16 protein-coding genes are annotated in these 20,019 nt (G+C 60.9%); 6 read left to right on the top strand and 10 right to left on the bottom strand.

Annotated features, from left to right (window positions below; all coding sequences use genetic code 11):
- Nucleotides 1–32: 32 nt before the first annotated feature.
- Nucleotides 33–1,325: a lipid IV(A) 3-deoxy-D-manno-octulosonic acid transferase gene (gene waaA, locus ABIE16_RS21255; protein ID WP_218495195.1), complete on the bottom strand. Its 1,293-nt coding sequence runs from the start codon at nucleotides 1,323–1,325 to the stop codon at nucleotides 33–35.
- An 11-nt stretch (nucleotides 1,326–1,336) separates the two neighbouring features.
- Nucleotides 1,337–2,239, bottom strand: coding sequence for a LysR family transcriptional regulator (locus ABIE16_RS21250; RefSeq protein ID WP_218495196.1), 903 nt, complete (start codon nucleotides 2,237–2,239; stop codon nucleotides 1,337–1,339).
- Nucleotides 2,240–2,342: 103 nt separating this feature from the next.
- On the opposite strand from ABIE16_RS21250, the gene ABIE16_RS21245 reads away from it, so the two are divergent.
- The 4 genes from ABIE16_RS21245 (at nucleotide 2,343) to ABIE16_RS21230 (ending at nucleotide 5,859) form a co-directional block, all read left to right on the top strand.
- Nucleotides 2,343–2,675, top strand: a complete 333-nt coding sequence (locus ABIE16_RS21245; RefSeq protein WP_090452780.1) for a DMT family transporter — start codon at nucleotides 2,343–2,345, stop codon at nucleotides 2,673–2,675.
- Nucleotides 2,676–2,876: 201 nt separating this feature from the next.
- On the top strand, nucleotides 2,877–4,052 hold the full coding sequence (locus ABIE16_RS21240) for an NAD(P)/FAD-dependent oxidoreductase (RefSeq protein ID WP_429521874.1): 1,176 nt from the start codon (nucleotides 2,877–2,879) through the stop codon (nucleotides 4,050–4,052).
- Entirely contained in the window at nucleotides 4,049–4,861 is an 813-nt protein-coding gene (locus ABIE16_RS21235; protein WP_057712273.1) for an aldo/keto reductase, read from the top strand. The genes ABIE16_RS21240 and ABIE16_RS21235 overlap by 4 nt, the downstream gene beginning before the upstream one ends.
- A gap of 32 nt (nucleotides 4,862–4,893) precedes the next feature.
- A complete protein-coding gene (locus tag ABIE16_RS21230) occupies nucleotides 4,894–5,859 on the top strand; it encodes a hypothetical protein (protein WP_057712274.1) in 966 nt (321 codons plus the stop codon).
- 163 nt (nucleotides 5,860–6,022) lie between these two features.
- Here the strand turns inward: ABIE16_RS21230 and hldE are convergent, their stop codons facing one another.
- Together hldE and msbA are read right to left on the bottom strand one after the other, a co-directional pair.
- Entirely contained in the window at nucleotides 6,023–7,447 is a 1,425-nt protein-coding gene (gene hldE, locus ABIE16_RS21225; RefSeq protein ID WP_057712275.1) for a bifunctional D-glycero-beta-D-manno-heptose-7-phosphate kinase/D-glycero-beta-D-manno-heptose 1-phosphate adenylyltransferase HldE, read from the bottom strand.
- Nucleotides 7,448–7,657: 210 nt separating this feature from the next.
- Complete coding sequence (msbA, locus tag ABIE16_RS21220; protein ID WP_057712276.1) at nucleotides 7,658–9,460, bottom strand: lipid A export permease/ATP-binding protein MsbA; 1,803 nt, start codon at nucleotides 9,458–9,460, stop codon at nucleotides 7,658–7,660.
- Nucleotides 9,461–9,614: 154 nt separating this feature from the next.
- On the opposite strand from msbA, the gene ABIE16_RS21215 reads away from it, so the two are divergent.
- Both ABIE16_RS21215 and ABIE16_RS21210 read left to right on the top strand, forming a co-directional pair.
- A complete protein-coding gene (locus ABIE16_RS21215) occupies nucleotides 9,615–11,477 on the top strand; it encodes an O-antigen ligase family protein (RefSeq protein ID WP_429521873.1) in 1,863 nt (620 codons plus the stop codon).
- Nucleotides 11,477–12,700 (top strand): acyltransferase family protein, encoded by a 1,224-nt coding sequence (locus ABIE16_RS21210; RefSeq protein ID WP_429521872.1) that lies wholly within the window; start codon nucleotides 11,477–11,479, stop codon nucleotides 12,698–12,700. Before ABIE16_RS21215 ends, ABIE16_RS21210 begins: the two co-directional genes overlap by 1 nt.
- Before the next feature lie 65 nt (nucleotides 12,701–12,765).
- Here the strand turns inward: ABIE16_RS21210 and ABIE16_RS21205 are convergent, their stop codons facing one another.
- From ABIE16_RS21205 to ABIE16_RS21180, 6 genes are read right to left on the bottom strand one after another with little or no spacing between them, the layout of a single operon-like run.
- A complete protein-coding gene (locus ABIE16_RS21205; RefSeq protein ID WP_218495199.1) occupies nucleotides 12,766–13,650 on the bottom strand; it encodes a glycosyltransferase in 885 nt (294 codons plus the stop codon).
- A complete protein-coding gene (locus ABIE16_RS21200) occupies nucleotides 13,647–14,801 on the bottom strand; it encodes a glycosyltransferase family 4 protein (protein WP_429521871.1) in 1,155 nt (384 codons plus the stop codon). Before ABIE16_RS21200 ends, ABIE16_RS21205 begins: the two co-directional genes overlap by 4 nt.
- On the bottom strand, nucleotides 14,798–16,240 hold the full coding sequence (locus tag ABIE16_RS21195; RefSeq protein WP_429521870.1) for a PIG-L family deacetylase: 1,443 nt from the start codon (nucleotides 16,238–16,240) through the stop codon (nucleotides 14,798–14,800). Before ABIE16_RS21195 ends, ABIE16_RS21200 begins: the two co-directional genes overlap by 4 nt.
- Nucleotides 16,241–16,248: 8 nt before the next feature.
- Nucleotides 16,249–17,145 (bottom strand): antimicrobial resistance protein Mig-14, encoded by an 897-nt coding sequence (locus ABIE16_RS21190; protein WP_154910345.1) that lies wholly within the window; start codon nucleotides 17,143–17,145, stop codon nucleotides 16,249–16,251.
- A complete protein-coding gene (locus tag ABIE16_RS21185) occupies nucleotides 17,145–18,275 on the bottom strand; it encodes a glycosyltransferase (protein ID WP_429521869.1) in 1,131 nt (376 codons plus the stop codon). Before ABIE16_RS21185 ends, ABIE16_RS21190 begins: the two co-directional genes overlap by 1 nt.
- Nucleotides 18,259–20,016: a carbamoyltransferase family protein gene (locus ABIE16_RS21180; RefSeq protein ID WP_090452771.1), complete on the bottom strand. Its 1,758-nt coding sequence runs from the start codon at nucleotides 20,014–20,016 to the stop codon at nucleotides 18,259–18,261. The genes ABIE16_RS21185 and ABIE16_RS21180 overlap by 17 nt, the downstream gene beginning before the upstream one ends.
- Nucleotides 20,017–20,019 lie beyond the last annotated feature (3 nt).

The following is a 20,019-nucleotide window of genomic DNA, read 5'->3' as shown; positions in this document are numbered from 1 at the left end:
CCGCCATCGCGAGCAAGCTCGCTCCCACAGGATCAGCGGCGAATTGAAGACTTGTCGATCAACCGCCCCAACCCATCCAGCAACCGCTGCAACGCCCCCTGATTGGTGCGCATCACCGTCAACCCGGCCTTAGCCATGCGCTGCGCATCTCGCGGCAGTTCGAACAGTCGCTGCACCGCCACCGCCAGCCCTTCGGCATCTTCCACTTCCTGCAACGCCCCGGCACTGCGCAACTGCGCGGCGATTTCGAGGAAGTTGAAAAGATGCGGACCGCTCAACACCGGTTTAGCCAGGGCCGCCGGCTCCAGCAGGTTATGCCCGCCATTCGGCACCAGGCTGCCACCGACAAATGCGCTGTCCGCCAGAGCGTAGAGAAACAGCAACTCGCCCATGGTGTCGCCCAGCAGCACTGAAGTATTCGCACTGACCGCATCGCCGCTGGAGCGCCGGACCGTGGCAAACCCTTGTTGCTGGCACAACCCGAACACCGAATTGAAGCGCTCAGGATGACGCGGCACCAAAATCAGCAGGGCATCGGGGTGACTGGCCAACAACTGACGGTGAGCCGCCAGCACCACCTCGTCTTCGCCGTCATGGGTACTGGCCGCGATCCACACCGGTCGTTCCAGCGCCTGCCATTGCCCGCGCAACTCAACGGCGCGCTCCAGCAGTTGCGGGTCGATGGTCAGGTCGAACTTGATCGAACCGGTCACTTCGACGGTTTCCGTCCGCGCGCCCAGGTCGCGCAAGCGCTGGGCCTCGGCTTCGGTCTGCACCGCGAACAGACTCATCTCGGCCAGCATCGGCTGGGTCAGCCTGGGGAACCGGCCGTAACCTCTGGCCGAACGCTCGGACAGCCGCGCATTGGCCAACGCGACGGGGATCCCGCGTTTGGCACATTGATGGATGTGGTTGGGCCACAGCTCGGTTTCCATGATCACCGCCAGTTTCGGCTGGACCCGATCAAGGAAGCGCCGGGCAGCGCAAGGCAGGTCATAGGGCAGATAGCAGTGCTGGATGCGCGGCTCATTGGCGAACAGTGCATGGATGCGTTCCGAACCGGTCGGGGTCATGCAGGTCACGGTGATCGGCAGATTCGGATAACGCGCCAGCAAGGCGCGAATCATCGGTGCGGCCGCAATGCTTTCGCCCACCGACACGGCGTGCACCCAGATGCCGCCCGGTTTCATCGTCGGCATCCCGTAGGAAAAGCGCTCGCCGATGCGCCTAGCATACGCCGGCGCCTTGCGCGCGCGCAGCCAAAGCCGAATCGCTACCAATGGCAGCCCCAGATAAAACAGCGCGGTGTAGAGAGTTCTATTCATGGCGGCGGAGTTTATCGGCTTTTTTCGCCTATCGTCTGCAAGTGCACGGCAAAACGTTCGGCGAGCCAGCGCGCGGCCGGACCGAGCGGTTCATCCCGGCGCCATACCAGTTCCACCACCAGGGCCGGCGGGGTCCATTCGCTGACCAGTTCGACCATCTGGTTCTGATAGGTCGGGTACTGCACCACGTGGCGTGGCAACCAGGCCCAGCCGAGGCCGCGCACCAGCCATTCGGCCATCACATAGAAGCTGTCGGCGCGCCAGACCTGCGGGCTGGCCGGATCACTGCCGGGATAAATGCTCGACTCTGTGGACATCAGCAACTGCCGATGTTGCGCCAGTTGCTGGCCGTCCACTACGCCCTTGCGCGCCAACGGATGATCCTTGCCGCACACCGTGACCATTTCCACGCTGCCCAGCACCCGCCGCTCAAGTGCCTCGGGAATCTGATCGTGAAAGAACAGCAGCCCCAGATCGGCGCGCCGCTCCACCAGCTTGCGCGCGACATCGCCTTGGGCGGCGCTGGTCAGTTGCACTTCAAGGCTGGGGAATTTTTCCGCCAGGGCTTCGAAGCTTTCGATGATCGGCTGATAAGGCATCGCCTCATCCTGCGCCACACGCAGTCGAGCTTCCTGCCCGCGCATCATCGCCAGCGCCCGGCCATTGAGCCGTTCGCACTGGCGCAACACTTCCCGCGCTTCGTCCAGCAAAGCCGTGCCGGCTTCAGTGAGTTTCGGCTGACGGCCGCTGCTGCGGTCGAACAGGCTGACGCCCAGGTCTTCTTCCAGCAACGCTATCGAACTGCTGACCGCCGACTGCGCCTTGCGCTGATCGCGCGCCACCGCAGAAAACGAACGCTGCTCCGCTACGCTCACAAACAACCGCAGCTGCTCCAGATTCCATTGCATGCTCATGGCTCAACCCATCTCTCAAACAGATAGGTAATGACTTTACCGCATCTGGCGAATCTCTAGAATGCCGACCTCAGAGAGCAACACTTCACACGAGGATTGACCCATGACCGCTTACTACTTCCTGGCCATTGCCATCTGCGCCGAAGTGATTGCCACTGTTTCGATGAAAGCGGTCAAAGGCTTCAGCACCCCGCTGCCACTGGTGCTGGTCATCGTCGGGTACGGGATCGCCTTCTGGATGCTGACCCTGGTGGTGCGCAGCGTTCCGGTGGGCGTGGCGTACGCCGTGTGGGCCGGCATGGGGATCGTGATGGTCAGCATCGCAGCGCTGTTTATCTATGGGCAGAAGCTGGACGTGCCGGCGATGATGGGGATGGCGCTGATTGTGCTGGGTGTTGTGGTCATCCAGCTCTTCTCCAAGACTGCCGGGCACTAGAGCTCGAAACACGACCCCCTGTGGGAGCGAGCTTGCTCGCGATGACGGCATGGCATTCAGCATCAATGTTGACTGACCCACCGCTATCGCGAGCAAGCTCGCTCCCACAGGGTTACTCGTTGACTCGAGAGTACTGGCGTCAGCCCCTCCAATCTTCGAGTCTGTATACTGCGCCCTCGTCTTGAACACAGAGGTCGCCGAATGCCATCCGTTATTTCCACCGACGTGCTGATTGTCGGCGCTGGTGTCGCCGGCCTCTGGCTGAATGCGCGCCTGCGTCGCCAGGGTTTTTCGACCGTGCTGGTGGAAAGCGCCAGCCTCGGCGGCGGGCAGAGTGTAAAGTCCCAGGGCATCATCCACGGGGGCGCCAAATACGCGCTGCATGGCGCCCTGACCGGTGCCTCGGAAGCCATCGCCGACATGCCGCGCCGCTGGCGTGAAGCCTTGGCTGGCGACGGCGAACTGGACCTGTCCGGGGTGCGCCTGTTGTCCGAAGCCCATTACCTCTGGTCCCCTGGCACCCTCGCCGGCAACCTCACCAGTTTCTTCGCCAGCAAAGCCGTGCGCGGCCGCGTCGATCAGGTCAAGGGCGAGCAATTGCCGCCAGCCCTGCAAGACAAACGTTTCAAGGGCAAGGTCTATCGCCTGGCGGAACTGGTGGTCGACGTGCCAAGCCTGATCCAGCGCCTGGCCGACCTGGCCGGAGATGGCTTGCTCGCCGGGAAGAAGATCGAGCCGCTGCTCGAAGGCGGCGTGCTGGTCGGCCTGAAGGTGGACGAGCGCGAGATCCGTGCCCAACGCATCGTCCTGAGCGCCGGCGCCGGAACCGCGGCATTGCTTGAAACGCTGGGCCTGAGCCAGCCCGCCATGCAGCGCCGCCCGTTGCACATGATCATCGCCAAGGGGCCAAGCCTCAAACCGCTGTACGCCCACTGCCTGGGTGGTGGCACCAAACCGCGCATCACCGTGACCACGCACCCGGCGGCGGATGGCCAATGGGTCTGGTACCTGGGCGGCGATATCGCGGAATCCGAAGGCGTGACCCGTGAGCCCGCCGAGCAGATCGCCACCGCACAGAAAGAACTAGGTCAATTGCTGCCATGGATCGACCTGAGCACAGTGCAATGGGCCACCTTGCGCGTGGATCGCGCCGAACCGCTGCAATCAGGCCTGACCCGTCCCGACAACGCCTTTGTGGCCGAGGAAGGCCGACTGCTGGTGGGCTGGCCGACCAAACTCGCCCTGGCGCCGGACTTCGCCGACCGGGTGATCGCCAGCCTGACCCGCGACGGTATCCAGCCAAGCCACCCGGCAGCACTGCCTGAACTGCCGAAGCCGCCGATGGGCGTACCGGCCTGGGAGCAACTGCTGCCATGAGCCAACCGACCCTGCACGACCTGCATCGCCCGTTGGGCAGCACCGGCCTGCTGGTTTCACCCCTGGGCCTGGGCACCGTGAAACTGGGCCGCGACCAAGGGGTGAAGTACCCCAACGGCTTTCAGATTCCCGATGACGATGAAGCACGCAGGCTGCTCAAACTCGCCCGCGACCTGGGCATCAACCTGATCGACACCGCCCCGGCCTATGGTCGCAGCGAAGAACGCCTCGGCCCGTTGCTGCGCGGTCAGCGTCAGGATTGGGTGATTGTCAGCAAGGTCGGCGAGGAGTTTGCCGACGGCCAGTCCCGTCACGATTTCAGCGCCGCACACACTCGAATGTCGGTGGAACGCAGCCTGCACCGCCTGGAAACGGACTTCATCGACCTGGTGCTGGTGCACTCCGATGGTAATGACCTGGCGATCCTCAATGACTGCGAAGTCTACGACACCCTCGCCGCGCTCAAGGCCGAAGGCAAGATTCGCGGTTTCGGGTTTTCCGGCAAAACCGTCGACGGTGGCCTCAAGGCACTGGAGCAAGGCGATTGCGCGATGGTCACCTACAATCTGAACGAACAAAACGAGAAGGCCGTCATTGACTATGCTGCTGCACACGGCAAAGCCATTCTGGTCAAGAAAGCCCTCGCCAGTGGTCATGTCTGCCTGAGTCCGGGCGTGGATCCGGTGCGCGCCAGTTTCGAGTTGTTGTTTGAACATCCGGGTGTTGCCAGTGCTATTGTCGGGACCATCAATCCGCTGCACCTCGCCCACAATGTCGCGACCGTTGCCCAGGTCCTACGTAGCCACTGACGCCGCCCACGCGGCCTTAAGCAGGAGCCGACATGTCGCGTACGCTCATCAGAAAGAACCCGAGCAACTTCAAGACCCTGCCGTTATTCGTCGAAGCGACCCCCGAAGGCCTGGCTTATCAGAGTGTCGGCAGGCCGCTGAATTTTTCCCAGACTCTGCAACGTCGTCGGCCGGTGACGGTTGGCGACAGCGAACGGTTTGCCCTGGAGCTGGCCAACCTCGGGGTTTCGGTGCGCCTGACCCTGCATTGGCAGAATCGCGACTATTGGGTGCTGGTGCGCCAACGCCGGCAGGACCGTGGCGATGTGGTGCTCAAGCTGATCTCCGGTTACGTGCCCGCCCATGAACTGAATCTGCCCTTGCACACGGCGATCCAGGAGATAGCCGAAGAATGCCTGCTGGAAACCCCGGAAGGCTGGCTCGGTGGGCGGTTCAACGACACCTGGCTGCCAGCGCCCTACTCGGCCGCCCTGCATTACCGTGAAGCCCTGCCGTTTCGCTTGTCGCCACTGTCTGGCTCGGCGCGACCGGTACGTTGCGCCAACCTGATGCTGATGGAGCGTCCGCGGGCTTACGTGCATTTGCCAACGGCGTCACTGCAACTGATCTACGACTTGCGCCTGGACGTTCCCAAGGAAGCCAAATCCCTGAGCCTGTTCCATGTCGATGAACGACTGGAAGGCGATCAACTCGTCGCCCGCCTCGATCGCAAGCGCCCCGATCTGTACTTGATGCCCCTGCAGGACGGCCACCCGATGGCTGAGCTCTACACCTTGAAAAAGGATCAGCTGTGTCCCGCCAGCACGCGCGGACTGTACTTGGCCGAGAGTTTTGCCCGACAGGAAGGCTGGCTGGTTCGCGACGAGCGAATTCGCTGGAAGGACTGGGTGAGGCAGCAGGGCCTGACCCCGCCGGGGAAGGATTCAGGTCTGGCGCGGTTACGCGGGAAGGCCAAGCTGTTGCTGAAGAAAATAGTGCCGCGTAAAGCGGCACGATAGGAAGATCACGTGGATTCTTGTGGCGAGGGGGCTTGCCCCCGTTCGGCTGCGAAGCAGTCGGAGAACCCGTGCATGCGGTGTACCTGATACCCCGCAGTTGCAGGTTTTAGGGTCGCTTCGCAACCCAACGGGGGCAAGCCCCCTCGCCACAGGTGGCCGCAGATTATTCAGACTTGCGGATCTTCTCGACAATCGCGGTGGTCGAGCTGTTTTCCACCAGCCCCAGCACTTTCACGGTACCGCCATAGGCCGTCACGATGTCCGCGCCGACCACCTGGTCGATGCCGTAGTCGCCGCCCTTGACCAGCACGTCCGGCTTGACCGCGCTCAGCAGGTTTTCCGGGGTGCCTTCCGAGAAGCTGATCACCCAGTCCACCGCACCCAGGCCGGCCAGTACGGCCATGCGCCGGTCGACACTGTTGATCGGACGGCCAGGCCCTTTCAGACGGCTGACCGATGCATCGTCGTTGATCGCCACGATCAGGCGATCGCCCTGGGCCCGCGCCTGCTCCAGATAGGTCACATGACCGGCGTGCAGGATGTCGAAGCAACCGTTGGTGAACACGATCCGCTCGTTGTGCGCGCGGGCATCATCGACCGCCAGCAACAACTGCTCAAGACCCAGCACTCCACGCTCGGAACCTTCCTCACGCTGAATTGCACGACGCAGTTCAGGCGCACTGATGGCCGCCGTACCGAGCTTGCCGACCACAATTCCGGCCGCCAGGTTGGCCAGGGCCACCGCGTGGGGCAACTCCTCACCCGCAGCAATCGCGGCCGCCAGGGTGGAAATTACTGTGTCGCCGGCACCGGTCACGTCAAACACTTCACGGGCCCGGGCCGGCAAGTGCAGCGCTGGATGATCCGGGCGCAGCAAGGTCATGCCGTGCTCGCCACGGGTCACCAGCAAGGCACCGAGGTCCAGGTCGTGCATCAGTTGCGCGCCCTTGCTCACCAATTCGTGCTCATCGGCGCAACCACCGACGATGGTTTCGAATTCGTTGAGGTTTGGCGTGATCAGGCTCGCACCACGGTAGATCGAGAAATCCTTGCCCTTGGGATCGGCCAGCACCGGAATGCCTCGGGCACGGGCAGCCTGGATCAGCGTCTGATGGTTTTTCAGCGCGCCTTTGCCGTAGTCGGACAGCACCAGCACCTTGATGCCTTCGAGCAACTCATCGACCTGCGCGGCCAGCGCCAGTGCGTCGGTGGCGAAGGGTTCTTCGAAGTCGATACGCAGCAATTGCTGGTGACGGCTCATGACCCGCAGCTTGACGATGGTCGGCTGGTGCGCAATGCGCTGGAAGATAGCCCGCACGCCGGCGCCCTTGAGGCTGTTGACCAGGCTGTTGGCGGCTTCATCGTCGCCGGTGACACCGACCAGCGAAGCCGGAGCCCCCAGGGCGGCAATGTTCAAGGCAACGTTGGCAGCACCGCCCGGGCGGTCTTCGATGTGATCGACCTTGACCACCGGCACCGGTGCCTCAGGAGAAATCCGTGAGGTACCACCATGCCAGTAACGGTCGAGCATGACATCGCCGACTACCAAGACAGGGGCTTGATCGAATCGCGGCATGGACAACTTCATGGTGCAACCCACATACAGAATGAACAGGGGCGCGATATTAACACAGGGTTGGTGTCGGCTAGTGCGGTGGCTGCAACGGGATGATTCACCAGCATTTTTTGCTCATTTTTTGAGCAATAAACCCGCTAGGCGAAATCATCAAAGTCACGGTAGTGGCTGGCCGGTTTCGACGGGAGTGCGAAAGGGCGAGCCAGGCTCGCCCTTTCGGGGTCAGGCGATGTCTTCGGCCGGGGCGTCGAGGCCCATCGCGTTGAGGCGCGAGTAGTAGCCGTTTTGCGCCAGCAGTTGTTCATGGGTGCCGCGCTCGACGATTTTCCCCTGATCCATGACCAGGATCAGATCGGCCTTCTCGATGGTCGACAGGCGGTGAGCGATCACCAGCGTGGTGCGACCTTTCATGACCTGGTCCAGGGCTGCCTGAATATGCCGCTCGGACTCGGTATCGAGCGCCGAAGTCGCCTCATCGAGGATCAGCAGCGGAGCGTTCTTCAACAGTGCCCGGGCAATCGCCAGGCGCTGGCGCTGGCCACCGGACAGCAGCACGCCGTTTTCCCCGACCTGGGTGTCCAGGCCTTCAGGCAATTGAGCGATGAAGTCCATCGCGTAGGCATCCTTGGCCGCCTTTTCAATGTCTTCACGGGGTGCGCCAGCCAGGTCGCCATAGGCGATGTTGTTGGCCACGGTATCGCTGAACAGGGTCACGTGCTGAGTCACCTGGGCGATATGCCGACGCAGGTTCAACAGCTTGTACTGCTCCACTTCGACGCCATCGATCAGGATTTCGCCCTTGTCGTGGTGATAGAAACGCGGAATCAGGTTGGCCAGGGTCGACTTGCCGCTGCCCGAACGTCCCACCAACGCCACCATTTGCCCGGGCTCGACCGAGAAACTGATGTCATTGAGCACCTGACGCTCGGTGTCAGGGTAGGTAAAGCTGAGGTTGCGCACATCCAGGCGACCGCTGACCACATCACGCTCGACGGTGCCGGTATCGACTTCAGGCTGGACATCCAGTTGCTCGAAGATACTTTCAGCGCCGGCCACGCCCTTCTGGATGGTCGAGCTGACTTCGGACAGCTGGCGAATCGGCTTGGGCAGCAGGCCAGCCAGGGTGATGTAGGCCACCATGTCGCCGGCCGACGCATCGCCCCGCAGGAACAGCACCAGGAACATCAGCACGGCCATGGCGGTGTAGATCACCAGTTGCAGCAACGGCGTGTAGATGGCGCCGGTGCGGGTCATGCGCAATTGCTTGTCGGTGTTGCCCTGGCTGGCATCGAAGAAGCGTTTCTCTTCGTACTTTTCACCGCCGAAGCTGCGCACCACGCGATAACCCTGGATTGTTTCGGACGCCACATGCGTCACGTCCCCCATTGCCAGCTGGATTTTCTTGCTCTGCTTGCGGAATTTCTTGCTGGCCGTGCGCACCATCAGGGCGATCAACGGCAGGATGGCGACCATGACCAGCGTCAGGCGCCAGTTCATGTACAACAGCGAGGCAAACAGGAAGATCACCGTCATGCCTTCACGGATTACGACCTTGATCGCATCTGTTGCCGCCCCCGTGACCATGGTCACGTTGAAGGTGATACGTGAAATCAGGTGCCCCGAGTTATGCTTGTCGAAATACCGGTTTGGCAACACCAGCAGGTTGTTGAACAACTGGACCCGCAAGTCATGGACCAGGCCCAGGGAAACCTTGGCCAGGAAGTAGTTGCCCAGGTACGACCCCAACCCCTGCCACGCGGCGATCAGGATGATCAACAATGGCACCGCCTGCAGCAGTTGCAGATCCCGCAGGTAGGGCACTGTTGGAAACAGAACCGCTTCAGGATTGGATAGACCGTCGACGAAGTACTTGAGAATGTAGCCCAGCATTGGCTGTGTCGAAGCGAAAATCAGAAAACCGACGATGCTGATCAGAAACAGGCTGATATACGGCCGGACATAGCCGAGCAGGCGGAAGTAGATTTTCAAGCTCGATGGGCTTGCGCAGAGACTGGAGTCGGTCATATCACGCGAATGTCGATGAAAAGGACGCTGACTTTACCACAGCTTCCCCAGGGTTCTGGCAATCGCATACAGTCTGTGTATTGTGGCGCGTCACATAGCCACCAGATGTCCCTGCCTTGGTATGGTCGCTCAATTCAGGAATAAGTTACCCAGCATGCAATTAAACGTTTTGAACAGCACGTCCAACAGAATCTTCGATTTCATTTGTTTGTGGATCCTTCCGCTCGGTTATTTGTTGCTGCTTTGTGCGCTGTTTTTCCTGCCGGGGCGCAGTGTGCATCACAAGCTTTATTATGGCCTGTTCAGCATTCCGGCACTCTTTGCACTGTGCCTGCGGCCGCGGCTCGGCAAAGAGTTGCTGCGCGAGCCGATCGTCATTGCAGTCCTGCTATTTATGGCGTGGGCACTGCTCAGCCTGAGCTGGAGGCCAGACGACGACATCGACTTTGGCCAGTTCAAACCGCCATTGCACACCTTGTTACTGTTCGTTGGCTGCTACCTGCTGGTGCGCTTTCGCAGTGAAATCATCCAGCCCCTGCTGTTCTGCGCCGCGACGGTGGCACTGGTCATCTCTGCCTACAACCTGTACAGGTTCGACCAGATCTACCAACCGGAAATGCGCCTGATCGGTGTAGGCGCATTTGACAATCCACTGCTCAGCTCCCACGTTTTCGGCTTTTTTTGTACCTATTGGCTGAGCCTGAGCATGACGTGCAAGCGACGCCAGGTACTTTGGCTGAGCGTACCGGCGATGGCGATCATGTTCGCCGCAGTGCTGGCCACCGGTTCCAGGACCCCACTGGTTGCACTGACGCTGGCTGCGCTTTGGCTGTGTTTCATCTGCTGGAATCGACGCTCGGTCTTCATGCTTGGCGCCATGTTCTTCGCCGGTACGGCGACTTTCGCGTTGTTTGCGGACAAAATCTTCGAAAGAGGCAGTTCCTTCCGCATCGAGCTCTGGCAATTGACCCTGAACAGGATCGCTGAGCACCCATGGATCGGGCACGGCTACAACGCCGCACTGAGACTGGACCCCGGCGTCGGCTACAGCCTTCAAGAACCCCATAGCTTTGCCCTGGGCGTGCTCTACTACGTCGGCATTATCGGCCTGCTGCCATGGCTGTTCTTTCTCGCATGGGGCTTCATCAGCAGCCGACGTCATCGCGTGCAACCGCTGTTCATCATTGCCTCAGCCTGGCTGGCCTTCGGTATCGGTGCAGGCCTGACCGAGGGTGGCGGGATCATCTCTCGCCCCAAGGAACACTGGTTCCTGCTGTGGATCCCCTTGGCGTTGATTGCCGCATTGAGCATCAATCAGCGGGCCCGGCGCCTGCTGGACACACCGATCAAGACGGTGACACCAAGCGCCCTGCAACAGCTGACTGCCGATGCCAGGGTCATTGAAGAGGATGGTCTGGGCCCCAAGGTCCTGCGCCTGACCGATGGCAGTTTTCTCAAGCTGTTCCGTCGCCGTCGCTGGTATACCTCGGGCAGTTTCACGCCCTACTCCGATCGTTTTGCCGTCAATAGCGTGCAACTGCGCGGCATGGGCATCCCGACACCGCACATCCTCGACCTTTACCGGTTCGAAGACGGCAGCACCGCCGTGCATTACTCCCCGTTGCCGGGCAACACGCTGCGCCAGATCCTGCAAGGCATCACCGCCCCGGCAGTGCGCCAGGCACTGGTGGAGCGCTTCGGCAAATTCATGGCTCAACTGCACCAGCAAGGGGTCTACTTCCGCTCCCTGCACCTGGGCAATGTGCTGGTGCTGGAGGACGGCGAGTTCGGCCTGATCGACCTGGCCGACCTGCGAATTTACCCCTCGGCATTGAGCCCTTCCCTGCGTCGGCGTAATCTGCGCCACATGCAGCGCTACGCATCTGATCGGCATTGGTTGTTCGAGGATCACTTCGAAGCACTGCTGCTGGGATACGCCGCGACGGCCTCGAAAGCCGACGTGGATAATTTGCACAGGCACGTGCTGGCCGGGAGTCCTCCGGCCCAGGCTCACTGATGACAGAAACCAACCCGCTTATCGCGATGACGGCCTACCTGCTCGCCATCGCGACCGCTGCGCTACTGTTGCGCAGCGTGCCGAGAATCCCCCGAGAGCTGGAGCATTGCGGCGAAAGCCGCTTTGCCGGCATCGACGGCTTACGCGGGTATCTGGCCTTCGGCGTGTTCGTGCACCACTCGATCATTACCTGGATCTTTCTGCAAACCGGCGTGATGGATTTTCCACCGAGCAACTTCTACTCGCAGCTCGGCCAGGGTAGCGTCGCCCTCTTTTTCATGATCACCGGCTTTCTGTTCTGGAACCGCTTGCTCACCCACGGACGGCAACACGACTGGCTGGCATTTGCGGTATCCAGGCTGTTTCGCCTCTACCCGCTCTACCTGCCGCTGATGTTGATCGTGTTTGTCTGTGTGTTCTATTTGCAGGACTGGGAACTCAAGGACTCCGGCACCCAACTCATTGGCCAGACCCTGGCCTGGCTGATCTTCGACCGGCCAGACGTCAACCAGTACCACCAGACCGGCATGCTGATCTCCAACGTCACCTGGACGCTGGGATACGAGTTGTTTTTCTATCTGGCCCTGCCACTGGCCGCCATGGTGTTCATTTATCGCGGCGGCTGGATGCAGACGGTGCTGTGCCTGATCGGCATCTATACCCTGTACCAGGTGGTCGGCTGGGAACACTCGCTGAAGAAGCACTTCCTGGCCAGCTTCCTCGGCGGCATCGCTGCGGCGTACTGGATTCGCCGTCCACAATGCGTCGCCTGGAGCCTGTCTCCGCTGGCGGGCATCATCGCCCTGCTCGCATTGGCGATCGCCTTTACGGCGTTCAACCGGGCATTCAACCTGGGAGCGCTGCTGCTGCTTTCACTGTTCTTTGTGATCGTGGCGTCCGGCAATACCTTGTTCGGCGCCCTGAGACCACGCAGCATCCGCTGGCTGGGGGAAATCAGCTACAGCACGTATCTGCTGCACGGTTTCGTGCTCTGGGTACTGGTGCAGCGGCTGCCGCCGATATTGCACCTTGACGTCCGGCAAGCCTGGGTCTTCCTGCCGTTGCTGGCCGTGTGCAGTTGCCTGCTGATCATCATCAGCAGCCTGACTTACCTGTACATCGAAAAGCCCGGTATCAATGCCGGCAAGAAAACCCTGCACTGGTTGCGCCAGAACAGGAAGCCGAGGAAAGAACTTCCGGAGGAAACGGCTCAACAACGTTGAGCCATTGCCAGGGCATGTCACCGAGGACAATGCCCGCCTTCCCCTCCTTGAATCCAGCCTCTGGCTCAGTCTTTCTCCAGCCGTGAGAAATACATCCGGCCCAGCCCACGCCAGGTTTTCTTGTTCCAGGCCTTGAATGGAATCTGCGCCAGCAACTCCCGCGCCAGCTTGCGATCACGGTTGGCGGTCTTGAGGAACATGGAATTGAGAAACTTGTAGCGCACCTCGTCATACAGCGGGTGATCGCTGAAGAGCGCGTAGGTGCGCAGGATACTGTCGATCATGAAGCGGTGGTTCTTGTAGGAGTTGGTGGCGTGCTTGCGATAGCGCGCCATCAACACATTCAGACCATCGATGAAGTAACCGGCATGGGTCACCTTCAGCTCGATCAGCAAGTCTTCCAGGCGAATGGTCGGGTCGAAACCGCCCACCTTATCCAGCGCTTCGCGGCGGATCATCAGGGTGGGTGCCGGAGGATAGGGCTTGCGCTCGAGGAACATGTCGTCGAAATCCAGACGACGGAACGGCACATCCCGACGCTGGCGCTTCTCGGGGTAGAGATTGCCGTCGGCATCGATCAGTTCGATGTTACCGGCGCAAATGCCGACCTCGGGCTTGCCCTCCATATGCGCGACCTGAGTGGCGATTCGCTCCGGCAGCATGATGTCATCCGAACCGAACGGCACGATCAGGCTGCCCTTGGCCCGGGCAATTGCACCGTTGAGGGTGTTGGTCAGCCCCTGGTTTTCCTGAACCCGGAAGTCGAAGCCATGGATGGCCTGCAATGCCTTGATCCGCGCGACGCTGTCATCCTTCGAGCCGTCGTCGACCACCAGCAACTCGATGTTCCGATAGGTCTGGTTGAGGACGCTGAGAATGCTTTCCTCGATGTAAGGAGCGTGGTTGTACGACGCGATGATGACCGTGACGATGGGTTGCGCGTCGTTCATGGCTGCTCCTTGCGGGCCTGTTCCAGGCCGGAATCGATCAGATTGAGGTATTCGCGACGGAACTCCTCAATGTCATGGTGTTGCTGCAGATAACGGAAGGATTGCTCGCCCTTGGCCCTGAGCTCGTCATCCGAAAGGCCAAGGTAAGTGTCCAGCGCCGCCTGCAGCGTCGGCACATCCTTCGGCGTAATCGCCAGGCCACCGGCCCCCTCGATGAGCGGCAACATGGCCGGCACGTTCGAGGCGATCACCGGCAAATGCCCGCTCATGCCTTCGAGCAGCGCCAGCCCGAGGCCTTCGGCCAAGGAAGGCATGGTCCAGATGTCGAAAGCTCGAATGTACTGCAGGGCAATTTCCTTGAACCCCAGCAAATGGGCGCGACCGCTGAGGCCGAGGCGGTCGATTTCCGCGGCCAGGCGCGACTCTTCGCGGCCGGCACCAATGATCGCCAATTGGGTATTGGGGTATTTGTCCTTGAGTGCCGCGAAGGCCTGCAGCAAATAGATATGGCCCTTGACCGGCACCAGTCGCCCCAACGCACCGATCAGCCGCACCGACGGATCGATGCCCAGCATTTCACGGGCCTTTTCACGACTGTGTTGCAGACCTTCGGCCTGCTCGATGTCGATGGCATTGGTGATGGCATAGGTATTCTGATCGGTGAAGCCGCAGTCACAGTCCAGCAGATACTGTTTCACCGCTGGCGACACACCGACGAAGCGCCAGTGACGATCGATCAGGCGCTGGGTCTGGCGGCGCCGGTAAAAACGGTCGTACTCGCCAAAGCCGTGGGAAATGCCGATGCACAACGGCACTTTCAACCAGCGGTTGAGCGCCAGCATCATGTTCACCGGCTTGAAGCGGTTGCAGATCACTACATCGAATTTTTCCCGACGGCAGAACTTGTACAGCTGCCACATGGCCCGCAGGCGCATGCCCTTGAGGGATTTGTCGGAAAATTCGAAGTACACCGAACGGTCGGCTCGGCTCACTGCTTCGCCCGGCCCGGGTTTGCCGCGCAGAAACGCGGCGGTCACTTCATAGCGATCACCGGGTAGGGCCTTGACGATTTGCTCCGCGAGGTCGGCGAAATCATGGGCTTTGACGTTGTAGTCAGGCTGCAGCTGCAGGACCTTTGACCGCTGACTCATAACTCTCCCCGCTGAGAAACATTGCCTGGTGTGTGCTTGATGGACCACAAAAGCTCGTGGCGCCGGACGGCCTTGCGAAAGAATTCGTTCTGGCCATAGGTGGACGGCAACCGGCCGGCCAACAAACGTTGTATCAACCGACGCAAGCGACGCTTGAACGGCATCGCCGATTGCAGGTCGTGCATCATGCCCAACGCCATGGCCTTGTCTCGCTGCTGCTCCAGCGGCAAGGGCAGGCAATAAGGCTGCATCGGCAGGGCCGGATCGAAGGCAGGCGGCAAGGCGATGCCATCACCGGTATCGCCCATCGGCCAGCGGTCGTTGTCGTGCAGGTGATTGGCATAGCCCAATAGCGTGGTCGGCTGCCAGTCCAGGCCTTGCAAGGCTTCGAGAACTGCCGCCTGGGCGCAGACATGGTCGGGATGCGGATCGAGGGTCGGATGCGGCAGGACGATGACCTCGGGGCGGGCCCGCAGCAGCAACTCACGCAGATCCGCCAGCAGATTGTTCCAGGTCGGCGCGCCATCGGCATCGCCCGGCAGCGTGAAAGGATTCAACTGACGGAACAGCCGGGTATCGCCCAGGTCCGCTTCCCGCGATCCCGCGGCCACCGCAGGCGCGGCCTGCATGCTCGCCAGTTGCAGACAGAAATAACCCAGTTGTACGCAGCGGGCCTCGGGTACACCGGCCCAACGTGGCACGGTGATGCTGTCCCAGGTGCGCAGGCGGCCTTTCAAGCGGGCCGCATCGACCTTGTTCAGTCCCATCTGCCGGTAGTGTTCGGCTTCGATTTCGCCCGCTGTCAGCGTGACGATCCAGGTTTCGTCAGCCTGGCTGTACAAACCGTAGGCTGCCAGCTCGGCATCATCGGCGTGGGGCGCGATGACCATCACCCGTTGACGCCGATAATCCGGATGCTCCAGTGCCCACAGCACAGGCTCACCGAACACACGACAGAAACGCCCGCGCAAGCGCAGCTCACCACGCGACAGCGCCTGAGCCTGACCACTGAGATTGAGGTAACGCAGGCCGTTTACGCCTCGTTCGAAGGTTTGTCGGTCAGGGTTTTCGCCCCCCGCCAACTCGACCACTGGATCGATAAAACGTCCCAGCCAGGTGCTTTTCACCCGCAGGGCCAGCACCAGCGTCGCATCGTCGACCAGCATCACGCCCTCGTCCAGCCGCAAATGTTCACCGTTCAGGTGCACCTTGGGCTGGGGCGTGTAGGGGGGAAAGCTGTACTGGTAATCGTCTTTCGGTGAGTAGAACAGGTGGTCGGCAAACCAGGCTTCGTGGGCAACCCAACCCAGAACCGCCAGCACCAGCGGCAACCACCAGGCCACCAGTACACCCATGACGATCAACAGCACCAGCGCAATCAGCAGGCCGATACGTTTATTGCGCCGATGGCGCTTGAGCAGTTGCTGTTTGCGGCTCATGGTTTGGCTCATACGGTGAAGACCGGCACGGGGTTGCACCAGCGATCCTTGTATTCACGGTCGGCGCGACCGAAGGAAAAGCGCAACGGTTTGTCCTGCGCCCGGGCATGCTCCCAGGCGCTTTGCGTATTGATGAAGCTCAATACGCTACCGGGGCTGAATTCGCGGGTTTCGGGATCAACGCCGCCGTTGATGTACTCGACGCTGATCCATTCCGGCGCTTCGACGCGGTACACCAGTTGAATCGCAATCGGCGCATCGTTGAGGAAGATCACCGAACCGATCAGCAACTCGCGCAGCAGTTCGAGGACTTCGGCCATGCGCGCAGCGCCGGTGGCCGGGAACCCCCAACGACGCTGGAACAGATCACAGTAGATCGCCGCCAATTCAGCGCTGGAAAATTCGCCGACCGGACGCACCACACCGCCCGCCTCTTCCAGCAGACGCAATTCGCGGCGCTGGTTGTAGCGAAACTTCTTCGACAGTTCTTCCGGGGTACGGGCCATGGCCAGTTGTTCTGTCTGCAACTTCATGCCGCTGAAGCGGGTTTCGTTGAGTGCCGACAAGTAGCGTGCACGATGGCGCAGAGGAGCCTGAACATCAGCGGCGGCCGGCAAAATCAGCTCGGCATTGCCGAGATCGAACAGGCCTTTTTTGCCGTTGCGCTTGAGCACATCCTTGGACAGCGCCACATCGCGGCCCCAGGTCGGGATCGCGGCCTTGACTTCGCCCTGTTGCTCCCAGGCCAGGTATCGCACCGGGATGCCGGCAAGATCCGCCAGTCGTTCGACCACCAGAGGGTGAGTCGCGACGCTTCCGCCAAATTGCTGCCAGGCTTTTGCGTAGGTAGAGGCGTCAACGGGCGACCAGCCACGTTCACGCCAGCCTTGGAATCGGTTGAGCATCAGCCCCTCGGTGCCAGATCGGTAACTTGCGGCAGACGCCAGAAGGTGTCGCGCACCGCACGGTCGGAGAAACGCTCACGCAAGCGATCGAGCATCATCTCGGCGCATTGACGGCGCTGTTGATCATCCATACCCGCCAAATGTTGCAGGCCTTGTGCAAGGTGTTCAGCATCGCCGAGCGGGAACAGAATGCCCACGCCTTCGACCACTTCCTTCGCCCCGCCACACGCTGTGGCGAGCAAGGGTACGCCAGCGGCCATTGCCTCCAGCAGCACCATGCCGAACGGTTCGTGATCGGAACTCAGGGCAAATACATCAAAGGCGCGGAAATAATTGCGCGCGTCCGGCACCTGACCGAGGAACAGCACCCGATCACCGATACCCAGCTCCCGAGCCAGCTCCTTGAGATCCTGCTCCAGACGCCCCTTGCCGAGAATCACCAGTTGGCTGTTGCCCGGAAGCCTCGGTAACGCCGCAGCAAAACCGTGCAGCAGCGTAGCCTGATCCTTGTCCGGGTGCAGTCGGCCAACGTTGCCGACAATCCACGCATCAGCCGAGAGACCGAGGGTTTCCCGAGCTTCTCGAGCGGAAACCTGACTGGCTTGCAGCGCAGGCACGTCAATGCGGTTGTAAAGGGTTTGAATACGCGTCGCCGGCCATTTCGGCAGGCATTGGCGCATGTCGTCGCGCACCGCATCGGACACCCCGAGCAGGCTCAGACGCTTGCGGAAAATATGCGCGAACAGTTTGCGCGTGCCGCGCTTGTAATCGTCAAACGCGTGGTGCACGCCAATCACCGGCAACGAAGTGCCGAGCAAGGCGATGTAGATCGGCTTGAAGCGATGGGCGATACAGAAACTGAAGTTGCGCGACGCGGCGATCTTGCGCAGATCGCCGATGGCACCCAGCTTCAGGCCACGAATGGCCTTGGAGCTGTATTCCATGAACAACACTTCATCGGAAGCACACGCTGCGGCCACCTCGCTATCGGCAGCCCCGGTCAGAAAGACCGTGGTCACCCGATAACCGGTGCCCGCGAACAGGCTGGCGTACTGCCGTGCGCAGTCCAGGAACGGCCCGTCATAGCCGTGGCAGAACTGCAGCACATGGCGTTCAGCCGAGCGAGTCATAAGCGTTTGCGCCCTCTTTGACCACCAGGATGTCTTCCATGATCAGGTACTGCAGATCGGAGCCGAAGAACATATTCAATGCATCGGTCGGCGAGCAGATCATCGGTTCGCCGCGACGGTTGAGCGAAGTGTTGAGCGACACGCCGTTGCCGGTGAGCACTTCCAGCGCTTTCATCATGTCGTAGTAGCGCGGGTTGTATTCGCGCTTGAGCACCTGGGCGCGGGAGGTGCCGTCTTCGTGGACGACTTCCGGCACGCGGGTTTTCCACTCTTCAGCCACTTCGAAGGTGAAGGTCATGAACGGAGCCGGGTGATCGATCTTGATCATCTGCGGCGCCACAGTGTCGAGCATCGACGGGCAGAAAGGCCTCCAGCGCTCGCGGAACTTGATCTGGTGGTTGATGCGATCGGCCACGCCCGGCACGCTTGGGCAACCGATGATCGAACGCCCGCCCAGTGCACGCGGACCGAACTCCATGCGGCCCTGGAACCAGGCCACCGGGTTGCCATCGACCATGATTTTGGCGATCTGCTCCGGCATGTTGTCGAGCTTGCGCCACGTTGGCTTGTCGGCGTGACGGGCGCAGGCTGCGATCACGTCTTCGTTGCTGTACGACGGGCCGAGGTAGACGTGTTCCATCTTCTCGACCGGCACGCCGCGGGCGTGGGACACATAGGCTGCCGCGCCGACTGCGGTACCGGCATCACCGGACGCCGGCTGTACGAACAGCTCTTTGACGTCGTCGCGGGCGATGATTTTCTGGTTCAGCTTGACGTTCAACGCACAGCCACCGGCATAGGCCAGTTTGCCGGTTTCCTTGAGCACGTCGCCCAGGTAATGGTCGATCATCTGCAGCGCAATCTTTTCGAACAGCGCTTGAATGCTGGCGGCGTAGTGGATGTAAGGCTCGTCGGCGATGTCGCCTTCGCGCTTGGGACCCAGCCACTCGATCAGCTTCGGCGAGAAGTAGTAACCCTTGCCCTTCTCTTTGTAGCGACGCAGGCCGATGACGTTGGCGTAGTCGGTGTTGATCACCAGTTCGCCGTTTTCGAACGAAGCCAGGCGCGAGAAATCGTATTTGCTGGCGTCGCCGTACGGCGCCATGCCCATGACCTTGAACTCACCGTCGAGCATATCGAAACCGAGGAACTCGGTGATCGCGCCATACAGGCCGCCGAGGGAGTCCGGATCGAAGAATTCCTTGATCTTGTGGATCTTGCCGTTTTCGCCGTAACCGAAGAAGGTCGTGGCGTACTCGCCCTTGCCGTCGATGCCCAGGATCGCGGTTTTCTCTTTGAAACCGGAACAGTGATAAGCGCTGGAGGCGTGGGCAAGGTGGTGCTCGACCGGCTCGATCTTGATCTTCTTCGGATCAAAACCCAGCTGTTCCAGGCACCAGACGATCTTGTTGCGATAGCGCTTGTAGCGACGATTGCCCATCAGGATCGCGTCGAGTGCACGGTCCGGGGCGTACCAGTAACGCTTGGCGTACTGCCAGCGGGCCTTGCCGAACAGACTGATCGGTGCGAATGGGATCGCGACCACGTCAACGTCGGACGGCTTGATACCGGCCTGTTCCAGGCAGAATTTCGCCGATTCGTAGGGCATGCGGTTCTTTGCATGTTTATCGCGTACGAAGCGCTCCTCTTCAGCCGCCGCGACCAGCTTGCCGTCGATATACAGGGCTGCGGAAGGATCATGGCTAAGGGCGCCGGACAGGCCAAGAATCGTCAATGCCACAGG

The sequence above is a fragment of the Pseudomonas sp. 2725 genome (assembly GCF_050434585.1).
In the GTDB taxonomy this organism is placed as follows: Bacteria; Pseudomonadota; Gammaproteobacteria; order Pseudomonadales; family Pseudomonadaceae; genus Aquipseudomonas; species Aquipseudomonas jessenii.
Note: the sequence above shows the minus strand (reverse complement) of the source record. Positions and strands in the feature narration are given on the sequence as shown.

Coding starts and splice junctions, on each gene's coding strand:
- ABIE16_RS21185 (WP_429521869.1), bottom strand. CDS start 18,275: ATGACTCGCTCGGCTGAACGCCATGTGCTGCAGTTCTGCCACGGCTAT.
- msbA (WP_057712276.1), bottom strand. CDS start 9,460: ATGACCGACTCCAGTCTCTGCGCAAGCCCATCGAGCTTGAAAATCTAC.
- waaA (WP_218495195.1), bottom strand. CDS start 1,325: ATGAATAGAACTCTCTACACCGCGCTGTTTTATCTGGGGCTGCCATTG.
- ABIE16_RS21245 (WP_090452780.1), top strand. CDS start 2,343: ATGACCGCTTACTACTTCCTGGCCATTGCCATCTGCGCCGAAGTGATT.
- ABIE16_RS21190 (WP_154910345.1), bottom strand. CDS start 17,145: ATGCTCAACCGATTCCAAGGCTGGCGTGAACGTGGCTGGTCGCCCGTT.
- ABIE16_RS21235 (WP_057712273.1), top strand. CDS start 4,049: ATGAGCCAACCGACCCTGCACGACCTGCATCGCCCGTTGGGCAGCACC.
- ABIE16_RS21230 (WP_057712274.1), top strand. CDS start 4,894: ATGTCGCGTACGCTCATCAGAAAGAACCCGAGCAACTTCAAGACCCTG.
- ABIE16_RS21250 (WP_218495196.1), bottom strand. CDS start 2,239: ATGAGCATGCAATGGAATCTGGAGCAGCTGCGGTTGTTTGTGAGCGTA.
- ABIE16_RS21205 (WP_218495199.1), bottom strand. CDS start 13,650: ATGAACGACGCGCAACCCATCGTCACGGTCATCATCGCGTCGTACAAC.
- ABIE16_RS21240 (WP_429521874.1), top strand. CDS start 2,877: ATGCCATCCGTTATTTCCACCGACGTGCTGATTGTCGGCGCTGGTGTC.
- hldE (WP_057712275.1), bottom strand. CDS start 7,447: ATGAAGTTGTCCATGCCGCGATTCGATCAAGCCCCTGTCTTGGTAGTC.
- ABIE16_RS21195 (WP_429521870.1), bottom strand. CDS start 16,240: ATGAGCCGCAAACAGCAACTGCTCAAGCGCCATCGGCGCAATAAACGT.
- ABIE16_RS21200 (WP_429521871.1), bottom strand. CDS start 14,801: ATGAGTCAGCGGTCAAAGGTCCTGCAGCTGCAGCCTGACTACAACGTC.
- ABIE16_RS21210 (WP_429521872.1), top strand. CDS start 11,477: ATGACAGAAACCAACCCGCTTATCGCGATGACGGCCTACCTGCTCGCC.
- ABIE16_RS21215 (WP_429521873.1), top strand. CDS start 9,615: ATGCAATTAAACGTTTTGAACAGCACGTCCAACAGAATCTTCGATTTC.